15 protein-coding genes and 1 tRNA gene are annotated in these 16,294 nt (G+C 57.6%); 8 read left to right on the top strand and 8 right to left on the bottom strand.

Going from position 1 to position 16,294, the window contains the following annotated elements:
- The first annotated feature begins 205 nt into the window (after positions 1–205).
- From ABIL25_03905 to ABIL25_03890, 4 genes are all read left to right on the top strand, one after another.
- Positions 206–622, top strand: a complete 417-nt coding sequence (locus tag ABIL25_03905; GenBank protein MEO0081424.1) for a secondary thiamine-phosphate synthase enzyme YjbQ — start codon at positions 206–208, stop codon at positions 620–622.
- A gap of 198 nt (positions 623–820) precedes the next feature.
- Positions 821–2,122, top strand: coding sequence for an aminoacetone oxidase family FAD-binding enzyme (locus ABIL25_03900; protein MEO0081423.1), 1,302 nt, complete (start codon positions 821–823; stop codon positions 2,120–2,122).
- 20 nt (positions 2,123–2,142) lie between these two features.
- Positions 2,143–2,622 (top strand): GIY-YIG nuclease family protein, encoded by a 480-nt coding sequence (locus ABIL25_03895; GenBank protein MEO0081422.1) that lies wholly within the window; start codon positions 2,143–2,145, stop codon positions 2,620–2,622.
- 88 nt (positions 2,623–2,710) lie between these two features.
- Positions 2,711–4,237 carry a T9SS type A sorting domain-containing protein gene (locus ABIL25_03890; protein MEO0081421.1) on the top strand — a complete coding sequence of 509 codons (1,527 nt, stop codon included), beginning with the start codon at positions 2,711–2,713 and terminating at the stop codon, positions 4,235–4,237.
- Positions 4,238–4,318: 81 nt separating this feature from the next.
- Here the strand turns inward: ABIL25_03890 and ABIL25_03885 are convergent, their stop codons facing one another.
- The 3 genes from ABIL25_03885 to ABIL25_03875 form a co-directional block, all read right to left on the bottom strand.
- The gene (locus tag ABIL25_03885; GenBank protein MEO0081420.1) at positions 4,319–5,566 is read right to left on the bottom strand and encodes a tetratricopeptide repeat protein; all 1,248 of its coding nucleotides are present in this window, start codon (positions 5,564–5,566) and stop codon (positions 4,319–4,321) included.
- A gap of 512 nt (positions 5,567–6,078) precedes the next feature.
- Positions 6,079–7,212, bottom strand: a complete 1,134-nt coding sequence (locus tag ABIL25_03880; GenBank protein MEO0081419.1) for a hypothetical protein — start codon at positions 7,210–7,212, stop codon at positions 6,079–6,081.
- 408 nt (positions 7,213–7,620) lie between these two features.
- Complete coding sequence (locus ABIL25_03875; GenBank protein ID MEO0081418.1) at positions 7,621–7,986, bottom strand: hypothetical protein; 366 nt, start codon at positions 7,984–7,986, stop codon at positions 7,621–7,623.
- A gap of 1,146 nt (positions 7,987–9,132) precedes the next feature.
- Here ABIL25_03875 and ABIL25_03870 point away from each other — a divergent pair.
- The 3 genes from ABIL25_03870 to ABIL25_03860 all read left to right on the top strand — a co-directional run bounded on the left by ABIL25_03870 (position 9,133) and on the right by ABIL25_03860 (position 10,389).
- Positions 9,133–9,564: a cyclophilin-like fold protein gene (locus tag ABIL25_03870; protein ID MEO0081417.1), complete on the top strand. Its 432-nt coding sequence runs from the start codon at positions 9,133–9,135 to the stop codon at positions 9,562–9,564.
- 64 nt (positions 9,565–9,628) lie between these two features.
- A tRNA-Ala gene (locus tag ABIL25_03865) sits at positions 9,629–9,701 on the top strand.
- Between the two features lie 112 nt (positions 9,702–9,813).
- Positions 9,814–10,389 carry an arginine decarboxylase, pyruvoyl-dependent gene (locus tag ABIL25_03860; protein MEO0081416.1) on the top strand — a complete coding sequence of 192 codons (576 nt, stop codon included), beginning with the start codon at positions 9,814–9,816 and terminating at the stop codon, positions 10,387–10,389.
- 62 nt (positions 10,390–10,451) lie between these two features.
- Here ABIL25_03860 and ABIL25_03855 read toward each other — a convergent pair whose 3' ends face one another.
- Positions 10,452–11,624, bottom strand: a complete 1,173-nt coding sequence (locus ABIL25_03855) for a SpoIID/LytB domain-containing protein (GenBank protein MEO0081415.1) — start codon at positions 11,622–11,624, stop codon at positions 10,452–10,454.
- Positions 11,625–11,852: 228 nt separating this feature from the next.
- Between ABIL25_03855 and ABIL25_03850 the strand changes: the two genes are divergently transcribed.
- Positions 11,853–12,710 carry a carotenoid biosynthesis protein gene (locus ABIL25_03850; protein MEO0081414.1) on the top strand — a complete coding sequence of 286 codons (858 nt, stop codon included), beginning with the start codon at positions 11,853–11,855 and terminating at the stop codon, positions 12,708–12,710.
- 180 nt (positions 12,711–12,890) lie between these two features.
- On the opposite strand, the gene ABIL25_03845 is transcribed toward ABIL25_03850, so the two are convergent.
- From ABIL25_03845 to ricT, 4 genes are all read right to left on the bottom strand, one after another.
- A complete protein-coding gene (locus ABIL25_03845) occupies positions 12,891–13,067 on the bottom strand; it encodes a hypothetical protein (GenBank protein ID MEO0081413.1) in 177 nt (58 codons plus the stop codon).
- A 315-nt stretch (positions 13,068–13,382) separates the two neighbouring features.
- Positions 13,383–14,489 (bottom strand): alanine--glyoxylate aminotransferase family protein, encoded by a 1,107-nt coding sequence (locus ABIL25_03840; GenBank protein MEO0081412.1) that lies wholly within the window; start codon positions 14,487–14,489, stop codon positions 13,383–13,385.
- Between the two features lie 22 nt (positions 14,490–14,511).
- The gene (gene thiC / locus ABIL25_03835) at positions 14,512–15,837 is read right to left on the bottom strand and encodes a phosphomethylpyrimidine synthase ThiC (protein ID MEO0081411.1); all 1,326 of its coding nucleotides are present in this window, start codon (positions 15,835–15,837) and stop codon (positions 14,512–14,514) included.
- A partial coding sequence (gene ricT, locus ABIL25_03830) for a regulatory iron-sulfur-containing complex subunit RicT (GenBank protein ID MEO0081410.1) occupies positions 15,830–16,294 on the bottom strand: 465 nt, incomplete at its 5' end. The genes thiC and ricT, both read right to left, overlap by 8 nt.

Below are 16,294 nucleotides of genomic sequence, written 5' to 3'. Positions count from 1 at the left end.
CGTACTACGGCCTGAAGTACTGAGTTCAGAACTTTGAGTACTGGGCTGTTTGTTGGACTTTTGGTTTCGCGAATTCCGGTTGTCGGACGCCCGGTGCTCTGCGCCGGGACGCAAAGGGCGAGCAGAAAGGCCGGGATTGCGCCGGATTGTGCATGGCGCCTGCCCAGTTTGACTCACCGGTCAGTTTGTCTAGATTAGCTAGAGCATGGTCTTTGCCGACAGCTTCAGGCTTGAAACAGCCGGTTTCTGCGACATCAAAGACATCACCAAACAGGTCCGGCGCGTTGTCGAGAAGTCAGGAATCAGAAACGGCATCGTCTGCATCGCGAACCCAGGTTCGACCGCGGGTATCACGACGGTCGAGTTCGAGCCAGGTGCGGTTACAGACTTGAAGGAGGCACTAAACCGTCTGGCCCCGCAGGACCGGCGCTACCGCCACAACGACACCTGGGGCGATGGTAACGGGTTCGCCCACCTGCGTTCTGCTCTCGTTGGCGCCTCGCGCGCGTTTCCGGTCAGGGAAGGTAAATTGGTGCTGGGGACGTGGCAACAGATTGTATTTCTCGATTTCGACAACCGTCCACGGCAGAGGAGTGTGATTGTCACTGTTGTCGGCGAATAAGAAAAAGGTAGCCAACTCGGACTGGACAGCGTCAAGCAAGAGGGGTCTAAAAAAGGAGACACGAACAGTCCAGTGATCGCGGCAATGTCTTTGACCGAGCCGGTTTGTGAAGACCGGACTGCCGTGCTCCTACATTCTTTGACGCCCCACGCGCCGAAAGGATGCAGTAACACGTTCCCGTTGTCAAGCGAAAATCTGATGGACGTCCATCTCGCAGAAGATCAGGATGTTAGCGATTTGGCCATTGTCGGTGGTGGAGCCAGCGGGCTTGCCGCGGCTGTGGCCGGTGCACGGCTCGGTCTTTCGGTCACGGTATTTGAGAAGATGGATCGGTGTGGGCACAAGTTGTGTCTGACCGGCGGCCGGAAAGCGAACTTTGCCCATGAAGCGACTCCGACGCAGATAGCAGACCGATTCGAGCAAGGCCAGAGGCTGCTACCCCTGCTGCGGCGTTTCCCGTACCAGCGCATTATCCGATTCTTCGGCTCACTAGGCATTACTAGCCGGACTGACGCAGACGGATGTATCTGGCCCTGCGGCCTTGATGCGGCTGGTGTCCGGGACCGGTTGGTGCAAGAGGCAGCAAGACTGGACGTTGTTATCAGAACGTCGTGTCGGGTCACGGCACTGGAGCATGCAGCAGGACGAAGTCAGACTGCAGAACCGGGAGACAGGGGCCAGCGTTGGGTTGTGGTGACACCGGAGGGAAGGTTTCTGTGCCGGAACATATGCGTCGCCACCGGCGGTGCGAGTTTCCCCCAGACCGGCTCGACCGGTGATGGACTTGAGCTGTGCCGACGGCTCGGGCTTGCGACTTCACCGTGGTTTCCAGCCCTGTGCGCATTGCGCACGGCCGAAGACCTTTCAAGCCTTGCCGGAATCACCCAGCCGCGGGTCGCAACCGAACTTGTGATTGACTCCACAGTTGCCCAGCGGGCCGAAGGTCCTTTTGTGTTCGCACACCAGTACGTCTCCGGTTCGGCCGTGCTTGTGCCGTCCGGTCGCGCGGCCCGGGCACTCGGAGCAGGCCAGGACGTCAGACTGAAGATTGACTGGGTGCCGGACAGGAGTCGCGAACAGCTTGCCGCAGAGTTCGCTGAAGCGCGCCGGATTCATCCTAGGCAGCAGGTTCTAACCCGGCTGGCCGGCTACGTTGCCCGCAGGCTTGGCAAGGTGATATGCGCCCAGGCTGGTGTGCCGCCGGACCGGATGCTGTGCGAGCTTTCGCGAGCCGGGGAGAAGCAGGCAATCGCCGCTCTGAAAGGCACGGTCTTCGGCATCACCGGGACCGAGCCGATGGAGCGTGCGACCGTGACCGGCGGCGGGGTTAGCTTGGACGAAATTGACATCACCACCTGCCAGGCCTGCCGGTTTCCCGGCCTTTACATAACTGGAGAACTATTGGACACCTGGGCCGAGACCGGCGGTTACAACCTACACTTTGCCTGGGCAACAGGAATCGCGGTCGCGGAAGCAATCGCAGGTAGGCAGTTGAAATGAGAACAGAAGTCAGAACTTCAATGTCAAGAATCAAGCGCCAGCAATCTAGAATGCGTCGGGCTGTGTATGTCCTTATCCTGTGGAACCAGAAGGCACGCAACATGAGAGTGGGAGCACTGGGAAGGCTTGACTTTCCTGCCGGATTCTACCTATACGTTGGATCAGGCGGACTGAATGCGGTCAGGAGGGTTCAGCGCCATTTGGCGAGGAAGAAGCGTGTGCGGTGGCACATAGACTACCTCACCACCGGCCGGAATAGAATGAGGCCGGTGGACGCATATTTCTTTCCTGGAATGCGCGAGTGCTGTCTAGTCCGCACACTAGCTGCGGCACGCTGTGAATGCGGCCGTAAACCGATGCGCATTTACGAACCGGCCGCTGGTGACCTGCACCGCCAGCACTTCCCCGGTTTCGGCTCCTCTGACTGCCGCTGCCGGTCCCACTTGTTCTACGCGGCGAACCTTACTTCGCTTGCCAAAGCACTCAGGCTGCTCCACTGATACCGAACCGCTACTTAGTCTTGGTACAGGCGTTGCATAAGCTGGTTCTTGTATTGACTGGTTTTCTGAGGGATTCTACAATCTCGCCATGAGACCAGTCCTCAACGTAGCTGCCCGCATCGTTTTCATGCTGGCCGCGGTTTGTACCGCTGAGCCGCTGACGTGGATAAAGCGGTACGGGATGCCCGACCGGGCTGAATTCGCGTTTGGCGGCATCGTGGAAACAGGCAACGGTAATTTCGTAGTGTGTGGAGGAACCTGGTCCAACATCCCCTGGGACAAAGACGGTTACATTATCAAGATAGACGCTTTCGGTGACACGGTCTGGACAAGACGGGTTGGCACGATGGGCGTCGGCGCAGGCGGAGACTTCATCTTTGACGTAATCCTGAACAACAATAACGAGCTGGTCTTTACCGGTACCAAGTATAGTCCCCGATACGGAAGGCAGGTCTGGTTTCTAAGAGTCAGTCAGAATGGCGAAATCCTTACAGACAAGACCATCGGTGACACTCTGGAGGACAACGGCGGCGCGATGATTCAGAACCCGGACGGCACATATCTGATTCTGGGCGATACGAAGAACCGTGGAACCCAGATTGGTGGCAAGGACATCTGGCTGCTGAAGCTTGACCAGAATGGCGATACAATATGGACTAGAACCTACGACCTGCAGTACGCGGATCAGGGAGCCGGAATCACTGCAACCGGAGATGGCGGGTACTTGATGACCGCGTTCAGTTGCACTGGTGAATGGCCGTTTCCTCCGGCATACATGGGCTTTGCCAGTTATCTTGTGATTGATACGTTCGGCAACCTGCAAAAGGTGATGTCATTCCGTGAGGACAGTCTGACGACGCTCGGCCGACCTGAAAGAACAAGAGCCGGCGGATGGATTCTTGCCGGACAGCGAAGCCAGAACGATGTATTCCCAAACCGCGACATCTGGGTCATGAAACTAGACGCCCGTGCCGACACACAGTGGACAAGAACCATCGGCACCAGGGGCCGGTATGACGGCGGAGCCAGTATTATCGAAAGCCGTAGCAGTGGCTACTACCTTACCGCCTATTCCCAGACCTATGCTCCGCCGGGAATGGGCTATGACAACTGGTGGCTGCTCCGGCTGGATGATGCTGGCGATACACTCTGGACACGGTGGTATGGCGGCCCTTTGAACGACGACCCTTCCGCCATCATCTTGACATCAGACAGTGGCCTAGCCATAGCGGGCTGGCGCGACGCCAACTCCTGGGATAGCCTAACTCTGGGCAACGCTGACTTCTGGGTCATCAAGGCCGATACAAACGGTCTGGTCAGCGGAATCAAGGACGCTCCGCCTGTTCAGGGCGGATTGCGCGGGCGTTTCGATGTGTATCCGAACCCATGTCGAGATGTGGCCACGGTGCGTTTCGCGGTTCCTGGCCCGCAGCACGTACGGCTACATGTGTCTGATGTCCTGGGGCGGAGAATGTTTACCCTGATTGACCGGAAGTTGAGCCAAGGCTCGCACGCAGTCAGGTGCGACATGAGCGGGCTTCCCGGCGGTGTGTACTACTGTGAGCTAGAGTCGGACAAAGGACCGAGTCAGGTCACAAAGCTCCTGCGACTCTAGACAACCCAGAACCGAAATCTTCGTATACTACTTTCCGGCCTTTGCCGCAGTCGTACGTACGATGCCCTCCTACTTGTGCGACTACCGGCTCCTGAGGCGCTCGACAGCGGCCCGGAGCTCAGGCTGCAACGGCAGGATGCTTTCCGGCAACAACACGGTCATCTGGTCAAGAACCGAGTCGCAAGCGGCCTTGCGACCGGTTTCGGCGTAATGCGCGGCAAGCTCAATCAGCCCATGGCGGTACATGCCGAGCACCCCGGAAACCCGTGGCATGTCGTGCTGCCGGACGCTGGGGAGGTTGCGATACGAGTCCGGGTCAAGAAGTACATTTCTGATGACTTCGGTGTTGAGTGCTAACCCGTACTGCGCGGTTCGGACCGGCAGCAGCCGCTGTGCCAGGCCACAGGACTGCAGGTAGCTGACGATGCCCGCGGTCGCGGCCGGCGGGCAAAGCGCGAAATAGAGAGGTCTGCTCCAATTGTTCGCCTCGACGATGTCAATTACCGCGGCGGTGATGGCGCTGAGCATTGGCCGTTCGCCGTTCGACAGGTCCGGTTCAACCTGCCATTCGAAAACCGTGTCCGGGGCCGTGATGCCCATACCGGTAAGTGCCGAAATCGGCACCGGTATCCGTACCGTATCGGTTCGCCACCGGTACGGGTGCATGTCCATTACCTGCTCCCGGGACCAGCTCATTGGTGCCGACCGAAGTGCGCCGGGAATTCCGTCTTTGTAAAGCAGAACGGCCCACGGCCGGTCCAGGAGCGGATATGGCAACGCAGTGACGTCTGGCCGCTCGCCTTCCACAAGCTGCAAGTAGCGCACACCATTCACCTGCATATCACCCATCACGAAAAGGATGGCGTCCCGCTCGCACACCCGCAGTAGGTTTCGGCAGTACTCAAGCATCCAGTCAGGATAGCCGCCTTTGGTTCGCGCTGCCCGTAGCTCGGCCCGGGCCTGTTCGACATCGCCACGGACCAGAGGTTCGTGGGTGCGCACACCGTGTTCCGATCCGATGAAGTAGAATGCGTCGCCCAGCTTGGGGTCCAGCTTTACCGCCCGATCAAGAAAACCGAGTATCGAATCCGACGTTGCCCGCGAAAAGCCAGCGAGCGGCCGGGAATCGTAGCAACGGAAGTGCATATAGCGTCCCAATAGGTACCACGCCTCGGCGTCCTTCGGGTTCGCCTTGGTCGCCTGCCTAGCGAGCCTCAGGGCATTGGGATACTGCTCAAGCTCATACGCTGCCTTAGCCTGCTGCTTTAGGTCGGTCCGTGCTACACCGAGTACCGCCAGCGCAGCCACGGACAGAATGCTCCATCTCATACGCACCGCCTTTGTTTTGATTCAGCCGTTTCCAACAATAGAGGCCCGGTTGCCGAACCACCGCGCTGGGCATTAGCGGTTCAACCACCGGCGGCCTAAACAATGATACCGACCGTCAACCTCTACGGCTTATCTACCAGCGCATCCATCGCTTTGTTGGTAGCGACGATAGCGCCGGGGCTACCTTGTCCGCCTCGGACATATCCGTCTGCAACCGAGCGTGCAGAGCCTACCATGAGCTTGTCGAAGGGTCGAGTATCGGTTCCACTATCTGCACCATCTTGTCGTCTCTCATCTTGATATCAGCCAGGCAAGGGAAACGTTTCCTTTTCTTCAATGGTTCATCATTCGGCAAAAGACATGGAAACCCAACGGCCCTGACATGCTCAGAAAACGTATCGCATTCCGAAATCCCGATATTCCGGAAACAGGTGGTTATTCCTGTCCTCCCAAGGTAATCTTCCGTGAACCGCGGTTTCCTAGTTTCTAAACTCCTGTGAGCCATACCATGGTCACTCCCAGGAATTCACCTCAAGCGCAACAAAGTGCTTTCCATTCCAGAAATAGCGGGTGAAGGAGTCCAAGTCTATGAAGCAGAAGCGCGCTGTCGCCGGGGGCATCGAAGGCGACCACTGCCAGCTAAAACATTCCCCCTCACCTGCCTGGGAGCTAAAGAAAATGTCGTCTCTATCTATGTCGTAGCCGGCATCGCCTAACCCCTCCTCGTTGTAGTACGTACTGTTGTCTACCGGATTGACACAAACGACCGAGAGCTCTTCTACGCTGCCGTAGTCCCGTCCGCGAAGCCAGTATCGAGAGTATCCCTTATCGGTACTGACAGCTGCTATGAGTATCAGGTGGGGACAGGTATTCTGCCAAGCCAACGTAGCTACGTCTTCACAACCGTCTCCATTGAAATCCCCTTGAATCGATGACCTAACCCCATCACCAAATACTCCAGGCGGAAGCAGGTGTGCAGAGTACTGCTCTGCGAGCCAGCGAAGCAGATGGTCCGCTGTCTCACCGCCACCAAATTGCGCTGCTGGCTTGGCATCTGGTTGCTGGTTGGGCGATGAAGTTGAGCCAACTACAACCATCGCAACGCCATTAGATGCGTAGTCCTGAAAGCCAGCGTCCATATCCGTGATGTCAACAGCCCTGACTTTCATTTGCAGGGCAATAGGCCCGGAGCGGCAGTTCGAGTACAACCGCGCCAGGAAGACGATGGTGCACCGGTCACCTTTGCGTTCGAGTGTTCCCAGTGACCACAGTCCCAAGTCGCCAAACAGTACCCCAGCAGTGTACCACCATTCGGTATCACTCCTACGCTTGACGCAGGCAACGTAGTGGTCATCGGATGACGTGGCCTTGTAGCCGTTGACATAGAGTCCATCGATTTCGAAGTAGTCGCTGCTGCGCAGATAGTACTTGTGGTAACCTCCGGTATGTTCGAACGTGACCGTGACAAGCATTATCTCCCCGGGGCTGATGTTGTGCGGGTCCGGGTCGCCCAGCGGCCACTTATTGGTGAAGCGTTCCGCACTCAGAGATACCTCCAAGCCGTCGGCAAACGCAGTTGCCACCGGAAGCATGACAGAGATAGCCGTTATACTCAAATGCAGAACCAATGACTTTATTGTAGGCACACTACCTCCTCGCACTTCGGGTAAATATCGGGAATTTCGGGGACATCATGAACAATTCTACTCCCATCAAGACCGGGTGGGGTATGCCAGCCAGCCCGGCATCATTATTCACGCTCAAGCTATACCTCATTACAGCCGCGTGTCAAGTCGGACGCCACCCGCTTCACGCATCATGCCGAGGGCGACGGGGTTTCTTGGCCAAGTTTCCTGCTTCTCGACCGACGGGCGGGTGCGTCAGCCACTGCGGCAGTTTGGGCTATGGCCATGAGGTCGGCAGCAGTGCGGCATTCGATTGCGGCCTAGGCAAAGAGCGGGCCGGATTCGAAGTCAAGACGACAGCCACTCTGACCGCAACTGCCTTGTCGCCGATTTCGGCGTAGAGTGTGCGGCGTAAGGCGTGGGGCGGTGCTACGGTTCGGCTATGTCGTACACCTCCTTGCGAATCAGGGCAAGGACCTTGGGGTCACAACCCCGGGCCTTCCACTTTTCCAATAGAACCTGGGCCGCCAGTTGCATTGACTCACCCGATACTTTCTGTTTGCGGGACAGTTTGAATAGCTGGCGGCTGTAGTTCAAGTAGGAGATGTAGAGGATGGTCTGCACGCCCTGAGCGTTCAGAATTTCCTTGGTCTTCATCTCCATTGCGTACAGGTCCGCGACCGCGGCCTGATACCGCTGGGCCATCTCAGGCTTTAGTTCTTCGAGTGTGGCTTTGACCCGCTCGATGTTGTACTTGCGCATCCATGCGCTGACACGCTTCACCGGATCTGACATTCGTAGCCTCCTTTTTTCGCTTTCGACCATTGGCCACAGTAGGCTCGTGTCAATGAGAAGATTCATCAAGGCCGATCCTACTCCAGCCGAAATGATTCTACACGCTCAGAATGGCAATGCAAACGGCGCAGGATACGAAGAAACACAAGACGAACTTCGCAAAATACGTAACGCAACACTACAGTAATGTATGACTTAGCACTCATGGCCCACCGCTGGAGTCTGCACTAGGATTACCATCCGTCCCACGAACCGGGGAACGACTCCCCCAATGACTCCCTGGGTCGCCTGTCGGTTCGTCTCTTGAGTGAACCCACCGGTGAATCAACAGGCTATTCAGGGAACTAACTGACGATACATCAGTGGGTTGACTTGCCGGCTTGTTCGTTAGTTCATTCCTTGGTCGGTATGGCGATACAATTGAGGGTTTGTCCGTCGGCTCAACTCACGGATTACTGGTCGGTTCAGTACTGGGGTCGGTTGGCGAATCGTCCCTTGGATTGTCGGGCAAACGGTATGCCGGACGATTTGCTGGATGGAGACGAGGGTGCAGGGTAGTGCTGAGATTACTTTAGCGGTCAGTGGTAGATTTGGGTTGGGCCTACTGGCGGAAGTTGGCCGATTGCTTGGTGCGGTGTTCGTGACGACGCGCGGTGCTGCGAACCCTGCCCGCGGATGCGCCGCACTTAGAACCGGACTGTTACAGGGAGTTCTGGGGACACGATAGGTATCAGTTCCCGGAACACAACAAGTATTCTACCACCCCCAGGACTTGGCGGGGTGTGCCAGCCGGTCCGGTGTCATATTCACACGCGAGTTCTACTCCGAATCCGCGGCGTGTCAAGAGAGATTGTCCGGCTTCCGCGACCCGCAAGCACAAAGACCCGACCAAGGTCTGCTCTTGCAAGCACCACATCCGGCCCCAAGATTTCACTGTGTCCCAGGAGTTGCGCGAAATCACCCAACGCACACTCCTTGAGCAGAATTGTATTGATAGAGCATGACCCGGCTGGGTTACAATTGTCGCGCGTCCATCAAGAGTGACATTTTCCCTGTGCCATTACCCTATGGCATTATCCTTGTGGTTCCACAGGTGAAAATCGGAGGCTTGACAACCGGTGCCACTTTTCTACAATCCATCCGCCCGTGAAACCGATAAAGATTACAGTTGGCGGTGTTGAGCTCAACGGTATGCTCAACGATTCGCCGCTTGCCGAACGGGTCTGGCGGCTTCTGCCTTATGAGGAGATCGGCGAGACCTGGGGCGAGGAAGTTTATTTCCCGGTGCGGCTTGAGGCTGAGAATACGGCTCCGGTTGACCGGGTGAATGTCGGCGATATCGCCTACTGGCCGGACGGACCCGACCTGTGCATCTTCTTCGGCCGCACGCCTAAGAGTACGGACGCGACCCCGGTCACGGCCAGTCCGGTCACAGTCATCGGCACGTTTGAGTGCAACCGGCAGGACTTCCACCTTATTCGTCGCGAACGTCACGGTATCGTCGTCCGAGTGGAGCCGGGCCGTGTCGAACCCGAAACCACCGATCAGGCCGGGCCCACTGAATTTGCGACACCGTGAGCCTGCCCGGGCCGTTGCCCGTTCGCCGGTCGCGAAGCGGAGAGCGTAGCGCTTGATCGTTTCCGGGGCAGTAGCTCAGATGGGAGAGCGCCAGAATCGCACTCTGGAGGTCGCCGGTTCAACTCCGGTCTGCTCCATTCAGGAAAGAAACTACATAAACGCGAGTCCAGAAGGTAAGGAAGTAGCGGGACCAGACCGGCTATCCTTCCCTCTTTTTCTCGCAGGTTCTTGGAGTCGGAGAGGTATCCCATGATTACGCCCAAGTATGTGTTTCTCACCAACGGCGTCGGTCGCCACCGCGAGAAGCTTGCCAGCTTTGAGGCAGCTCTGCGTGACGCGGGCATCGCAGCATTCAATCTTGTCCGTGTATCGTCCATTTTCCCGCCTCACTGCAAGATTATCTCCCGGCGCCGTGGCCTGGCTATGCTCAAGCCAGGCCAGGTTGTATTTGTAGTAATGAGTGACAACGCTACCAACGAACCTCATCGGCTCATTTCCGCCTCAATCGGCGTGGCAATTCCCAAGGACCCGGAGAAACATGGTTACCTGTCCGAGTTTCACGCCTTCGGCATGCGTGACGACCCGGCTGGTGAATATGCCGAAGACCTCGCAGCCCAAATGCTCGCAACTACCCTTGGCGTGAAATTCGACCCGGATACAAGCTATAACCAGCGCAAAGAAACTTGGAAGATTTCAGGAGAAATCTACCGCACCCAGAACGTTACGCAGAGCGCGATCGGCGACAAGAACGGACTCTGGACGTCGGTGTGTGCAGCCGCGGTGCTGATTGCCGACTCAGACATCGTACCGCCGGAGAAGACCTGACAATCCAGAGTTGTCCGAACGACAGACCAGCGTAGTCCCAAAACCCGTCGCTGTCCAGCGTACTAGTATTGCTGGCCCAATTTCAGTCCTGGATAGTAGTGCGCTAGAATCTGACGGTAGCTCGAACCGCGCCGCGCCATTTCAATGGCACCGTCCTGACATAATCCGCAGCCGTGTCCCCACCCCCTGCCGGTTACGTTCATCCGGCCGGCCGACAGTTTCAGGTCGAACATGGTTGACCGTAGGCCCAAGGCCATGCGGAAGTCTGTGCCAAACACCTTGAACCTTCCTTTATCGGTATCAAGTATGAGGCTCAGTACTCGACCCGAAACCTTATCCTTCTGCAGCTTCACGCGGCGTAGTTTGATTTTCGCGCCGACGCCCACGAGACGGGTGAGTATCGTATCGTACTGAATCGGTTCGAACTCTGCCTGCCACTCATGGTACTTTCCGTCGGCGCAGAATGGTCTGCCCGGCCGGTGTTCTGGTGTGTCGCGTACCGGTTTCAGATAGGGCTGGCTGCCTTGCGCGGTGATGCCGCCGCAGTTACAGTGGTACAGCGCCTCGGCTGGCTTGCCGTCGAAAAGAAGGACTTCACCCCGTGTTTCGACTACAGCCCGTGTGCTCAATTCGGTCTCGCGTCCAACCCCCTGGTATTCCTGGTCCCGTAGATACGTATCGTACAAGTCGAAACCAAGGGCCTTGCGTTTTCCGAGCCTGGCGAGAGTGAAGCTCCGAGCCGCCACCGCCTGGGCCTTCACAGCCTCGAAGGTCTCCGGTCTTATCGGCCCAATTTCACACGGCACCACACTGTACAGATAGTCCTCAAGTCCAATTTCATTCACCACGACTAGTTCGTCGGCGGAAACGAATGCTAAAACCATGCCCCGGTATGCCTGCCCGCCCACCCTGACCGGCACATTCCGGACACCTTTGAGTATGACCGTGTCCGTGGTCCGTTGCCATTCATTGTTGCCAACCGTGACCACTACCGAGTTGCCGACCCGTCTGAGTACGACGAACGCTCTGTCCGTCCGACGTTCGTTGCCGGCAGCCTTCACCTGCAGTTCGGCATCGCACGACACTGTTGCAGAAGTGGTAATCGCGCTCAGTCGGACTCGGACAGACGGCTGCTGGTCAGCGGACACGGCAGTAGCCGCCGATTTCACCGCAATTGGCGTGTAGCAACAACACGCAACGGCCAAGAGCACAGCCAAGGGGACCGCGCGACTCACGACCCAATTTAGCCAACGCACTGAGGTTGGTCAAATCAGGCCTTAGGACAAGACACTGCTGGGGCACGGCGCGTTTCCGTTTTCTTGCCATTGACCGGGCGCAGATTCCGAGTAAAATAGTAGTGCTTTGGGAAGGAACGGCATCAAGGTGCGGTTTCGAGAGGGCCCGTACAGGGGCATATGCCAACTGCCACCCTTTCCAGTAAGGACAAACCAACTGGAGGATTGATGAGAAACACTACCCAGAACACTGGCCTGGCCATATTCGGCATCGCGTTCACGGGTCTAGCGACGGTCGGCTTCATGATAGCTGACGCAGTCGTGCGGCCGACCGTGGGCTGGCTTAGTCTGATGCCAGTCTATTGTCTGGCCGCTTTTGCCCTGCTACACAGTCTGTCGTATCTCGGGACCGGACGCGCACTCTGGTTCCTGGCGCTCGGCCTAATTCTGCCGTACGTGGCCGAGTACCTGGGCACTAACTTCGGCGCGGTGTTCGGCAGCCATTGGTTCCACCGAGTTCGTGACCTCAGGGTTGCGGTTGGACTAATGCTGCCTGGCCACGTTCCGTTCAGCGTCGTACTCACCTGGTTCGGGACACTCTATATCGTATTCATCGTATCTACATACCTGGTACGTGCCAAGTCCAGCGAGCCCAGCACCATTGCTGCGATGCCCCTGACCGCCGGGTTCATTATGGCCCTGTGGCAGCTCAGCGCCGGTCCGCTCGCAGTTGTGCGCAGCGCGGTAAGCTTCGGTCAGTACGGATTCTACCACGGCATCCCGCTCTCCAGTTTTGTCGGCTGGTATGCGACGGCGATGTTTGTGGTGCTCTTCTTTCTGGCAGTCGAGCCTTCAGCGGCTGATGCTGAGCGGCTCGCCGAGTCAAACCTGGCGAAGCGCAGCGCACTCTGGATGTTCGTGGCGGTGATGCTGTACCCGACCGCAATGTGCTTCCGGTTCCGCATGACCGGCGCCGGCTGGCTTGGTATTGCCGTAGTCCTATTGGCCACACTGGCAATCGCCATCCGTACAAGAAGTATGGCGGCAAGACCACACTTGGCCGAAGCACCGACTCCGGCGGCTTGACCTCTGTCCGGGCACCGACACCGCCGTCCAGCTGGGCGGCGGTGGTCTTTTGTTGACTATTGGTAACCCCAAAACCGGGTTGTCAGATTTTCCGCATCGGCCTGCGCGTCATCCAGAATGAAGACACCTGTCCGGCGGTTGTGGTTTGCTAGTCTGCTCGCCGCCTCAGTTCGATGTCGATCATCCGGCTGCCGCAGTAAGGAAGAAAAGGTGTGCCGGGTTTAGTATCCAGGGCACCGGCTCGCACTCGAAGTGTGGTGTATGGCAGTCTGCCGCCATCTGGAAAGCGCAGGCGAGCGTGCACTTCAAGAACAGACCCGGATGCCGGACGTCGGACACCTGGCTACAGGAAAGCACGCGGTCCGCTGCCCGCTAGTGAAGTCAATAGGACAAGGCAGCCGACAACAGCAGTAAGCGGGACCAAGATTTCCACCGGCTTCATACCGACGCTCGAAGCGAACCCGAACGAGATGAGTAACAATCCACCAACAAACACCTTCCACGAGCCGGGGGTAGAGAACTTGCTCATGTTTCGCATTCAGTGTGCAACATTCGTGCCGAAGAGCCACGCCTAACCGCTTGTGGGTAAGTTGGTTACGTACTCGAAACAATCCTTTTCTGTGCGACGGTTGCATGGGTAGACGGCGTGCTCTCTAACGTACTAAGACGTGGTCACTTAGATCTGCGACTGATAGCAAGATAGTGTCTCCTAAAGCATGCCAGCGCGTGGTCCATGGCAGTACGCGGCACCGGGCCCATATGGCCAATTCTCACTATTTTGCCCCGCAACTCTGCCTGACCGTTTGCAAAGAGGATGCCGTCCTTCTTGCAAGCAGCGACTATCTGCGTGCCGTCGACATTCTCCGGCATCTTGATGACGGTCAAGGCATTTGACGGCCGCTGCGGAAACAGTTCGAGTCCGAGTTCCTTCACATAGGAGCGCACGTAATCCGCCATGCGCTTGTGCTGCTGCCAATATGCCGTGACCCCTTGTCTGCCGATTTTCCTGAGTGCAAGGTCAAGGCCGAAAAACAGCGAAATTGCCGGTGTCCAGGGCGTCTGTCCCTTTTCTGCATAGCTGCGGTATGCTCTCAGGTCGAAGTAGTATCTTGTCCGCTTAGACCGCTCAACGAGCTCCCATGCCCGGGGGCTGATACTGATGAAAGACAACCCCGGCGGCACGGCCAGAGACTTTTGCGAGCCGCCGCACACAACGTCGGCGTTCCACGCGTCAGCGCGCAGCTCGTCCGCACCAAGGCCGGCGACTGCATCCACAACTAGAATACGGTTCAAGCGTCGGCATACGTCACCGTACGCCTTGATATCATGGACCGCACCAGTCGAGGTCTCAGTCAACGTGACAAACACGCACTTCACCGAGTCGTTGGCTAGAAGTTGCCGCTCAACCTCGAGCGGAGGAACCGATTCGCCATACGGCGCCGACAAAGAGTCAACGTAAGCGCCGAACCTCATGCACAGCTCGCGCCAGCGCTCGCCGAACTTACCCGCGGTCACGACCAGCGCCTTGTCACCTGGACCAATCAGATTCGATACTGCCGCTTCCATCGCGCCAGTCCCCGACGCGGTAAGCACGTACACCTCGTTCTTGGTCAAGAATACATCCTGCAGGCCTTTGCGGACTGATTCATACAGCTTGCTGAATAGCTCCTCGCGGTGGTAGACCAGCTCGCCGGCCACAACTTCTCTGACGTCGTCCGGTACGAGTACCGGCCCTGGAGTAAACAGCTTGTAGGTTGTTCTGATTGTTGGCTTCTTCATACGCCCTCCGTCAATTCATCGGTCATGTATTCTTGCGGCCTGTCGAACCTCGCAAGCCTCGCTTAGCACGGGCAATCCGTGGCCGGCTACCAAGTGTCTCTCTACTTCTCTTGATTGCGCAAAACTCACCGCACATAGTGCACACTCCCTCAGTCCGCGAACGACCAAGCCTAAATACCTCGTTGGCGCGTGTCGGATCAAGGCAGCCGTCAATCATCTCGCGCCAGTCCAGCCTTGCCCGGGCCGTTGACACCCGACGGTCCCAGTCTGATGCACCCGGATGTCTCCGGGCTACATCGGCCGCATGGGCCGCTATCCTCGACGCAATCACGCCCTGCCGGACATCCTCGACACCCGGCAGACCTAGGTGCTCGGACGGCGTGACGTAGCACAAGAAATCGGCCCCATAGTACGCAGCCAGGGCGCCACCGATTGCACCCGAGATGTGGTCGTACCCGCACGCGACGTCGGTCACAAGCGGACCCAGTAGATAGAACGGCGCCTCATCACAAACGACCTTCTCAAGCCGGACGTTCGCCTCAACCTGATCCAGAGGAACATGCCCCGGTCCCTCAACCATTGCCTGCACACCAGCCGCTCGTGCCCGCTGCACCAGTTCGCCAATTGTAACCAGCTCCGCGACCTGGGCTTCGTCAGTCGCGTCGGCCAGCGCTCCGGGCCTAAGGCCATCGCCCAAGCTCAGCGTTGTCCGGTAGTGCCGTGCCATCGCAAGAAGTTCGTCATAGTATTCATAGAGTGGATTCTCCCGGCGATTGTGCATCATCCACTCGACCATCATCGAACCCCCGCGCGAAACTATGCCGCACACCCTCCTGCTGCGGCGGATGGCTTCAATGTTCCGCCGCGTAACTCCGCAGTGGACAGTAATGAAGTCAACTCCATCCCTAAGGTGCCTTTCGAGTCCGGCGAACACGTCCTTCACCCTGGTCTCAACGAACGACCGTCCGTGGCGGCGGGCGTCAAGCGCAACTTGGTATACCGGCACAGTTCCAACCGGAATCCGAGACTCGGCGATAATCGCCTTGCGGACCTCATCAACATTTCCTCCAACCGACAGGTCCATCACCGTATCAGCACCGACGGAAACGGCAACCCGCAGCTTTGCCAACTCCTGTTCCAAATCACTACGGTCCGGCGAAGTACCGATATTGGCGTTGACCTTCACCCGCATCCGCTGGCCGACTGCGACCGGCTTCACCCTATGGTACCGGCTCGCAAGAACAACAACCCGGCCTGTCCGGACCAACTCCTTAAGTTCATCGGTCCTAACTCCCTCTTCCCGGCTGAGTTGCCGGAGCCAGCTATCCCGGAGTGAGATTTCAGCCATGTCTTGTACTCCTCGGTCTACCGATAGTCCTTTCGCTGACAGAACAGGGTTCGGTCGTCTCACGGTTGAGGGGTTCGAAGACAGAGCCGCTGGGCCCCTGGGTCCCTAGACTCTTCATTCCTGATTCCACCCGCAGAGCGCCGGACGATTCTGACAACTCCTCCTCCTTCGCCATGCCGTCCTTAAAGACAATAAATTGTTCAACCTGGTCATCGTAACGTACCCTTACCCGGCGCGACAATACCTCAACACCGACAACTTTACCTATACCTCGACTAGTCCTGAGCGTGGCACCGACCTTTGGTAGTTCAGCTAGACCCTGGCGGTAGCTCTCTTCTTCAAAATTCAGACAACACAGGAGTTTGCCGCACAGGCCGGATATCTTGGCCGGCTCGACGAAAAGGTTCTGCCGTCTTGCCATCCGCAAGGCAATTGGCTGCAGGTCCCGCATGAAACT

It is taken from the genome of candidate division WOR-3 bacterium (genome assembly GCA_039801365.1).
In the GTDB taxonomy this organism is placed as follows: Bacteria; Hydrothermota; Tepidihabitantia; order Tepidihabitantales; family Tepidihabitantaceae; genus JBDRUN01.
Note: the sequence above shows the minus strand (reverse complement) of the source record. Positions and strands in the feature narration are given on the sequence as shown.

Coding starts and splice junctions, on each gene's coding strand:
- ABIL25_03905 (MEO0081424.1), top strand. CDS start 206: ATGGTCTTTGCCGACAGCTTCAGGCTTGAAACAGCCGGTTTCTGCGAC.
- ABIL25_03900 (MEO0081423.1), top strand. CDS start 821: ATGGACGTCCATCTCGCAGAAGATCAGGATGTTAGCGATTTGGCCATT.
- ABIL25_03895 (MEO0081422.1), top strand. CDS start 2,143: ATGTCAAGAATCAAGCGCCAGCAATCTAGAATGCGTCGGGCTGTGTAT.
- ABIL25_03890 (MEO0081421.1), top strand. CDS start 2,711: ATGAGACCAGTCCTCAACGTAGCTGCCCGCATCGTTTTCATGCTGGCC.
- ABIL25_03885 (MEO0081420.1), bottom strand. CDS start 5,566: ATGAGATGGAGCATTCTGTCCGTGGCTGCGCTGGCGGTACTCGGTGTA.
- ABIL25_03875 (MEO0081418.1), bottom strand. CDS start 7,986: ATGTCAGATCCGGTGAAGCGTGTCAGCGCATGGATGCGCAAGTACAAC.
- ABIL25_03860 (MEO0081416.1), top strand. CDS start 9,814: ATGATTACGCCCAAGTATGTGTTTCTCACCAACGGCGTCGGTCGCCAC.
- ABIL25_03850 (MEO0081414.1), top strand. CDS start 11,853: ATGAGAAACACTACCCAGAACACTGGCCTGGCCATATTCGGCATCGCG.
- ABIL25_03840 (MEO0081412.1), bottom strand. CDS start 14,489: ATGAAGAAGCCAACAATCAGAACAACCTACAAGCTGTTTACTCCAGGG.
- thiC (MEO0081411.1), bottom strand. CDS start 15,837: ATGGCTGAAATCTCACTCCGGGATAGCTGGCTCCGGCAACTCAGCCGG.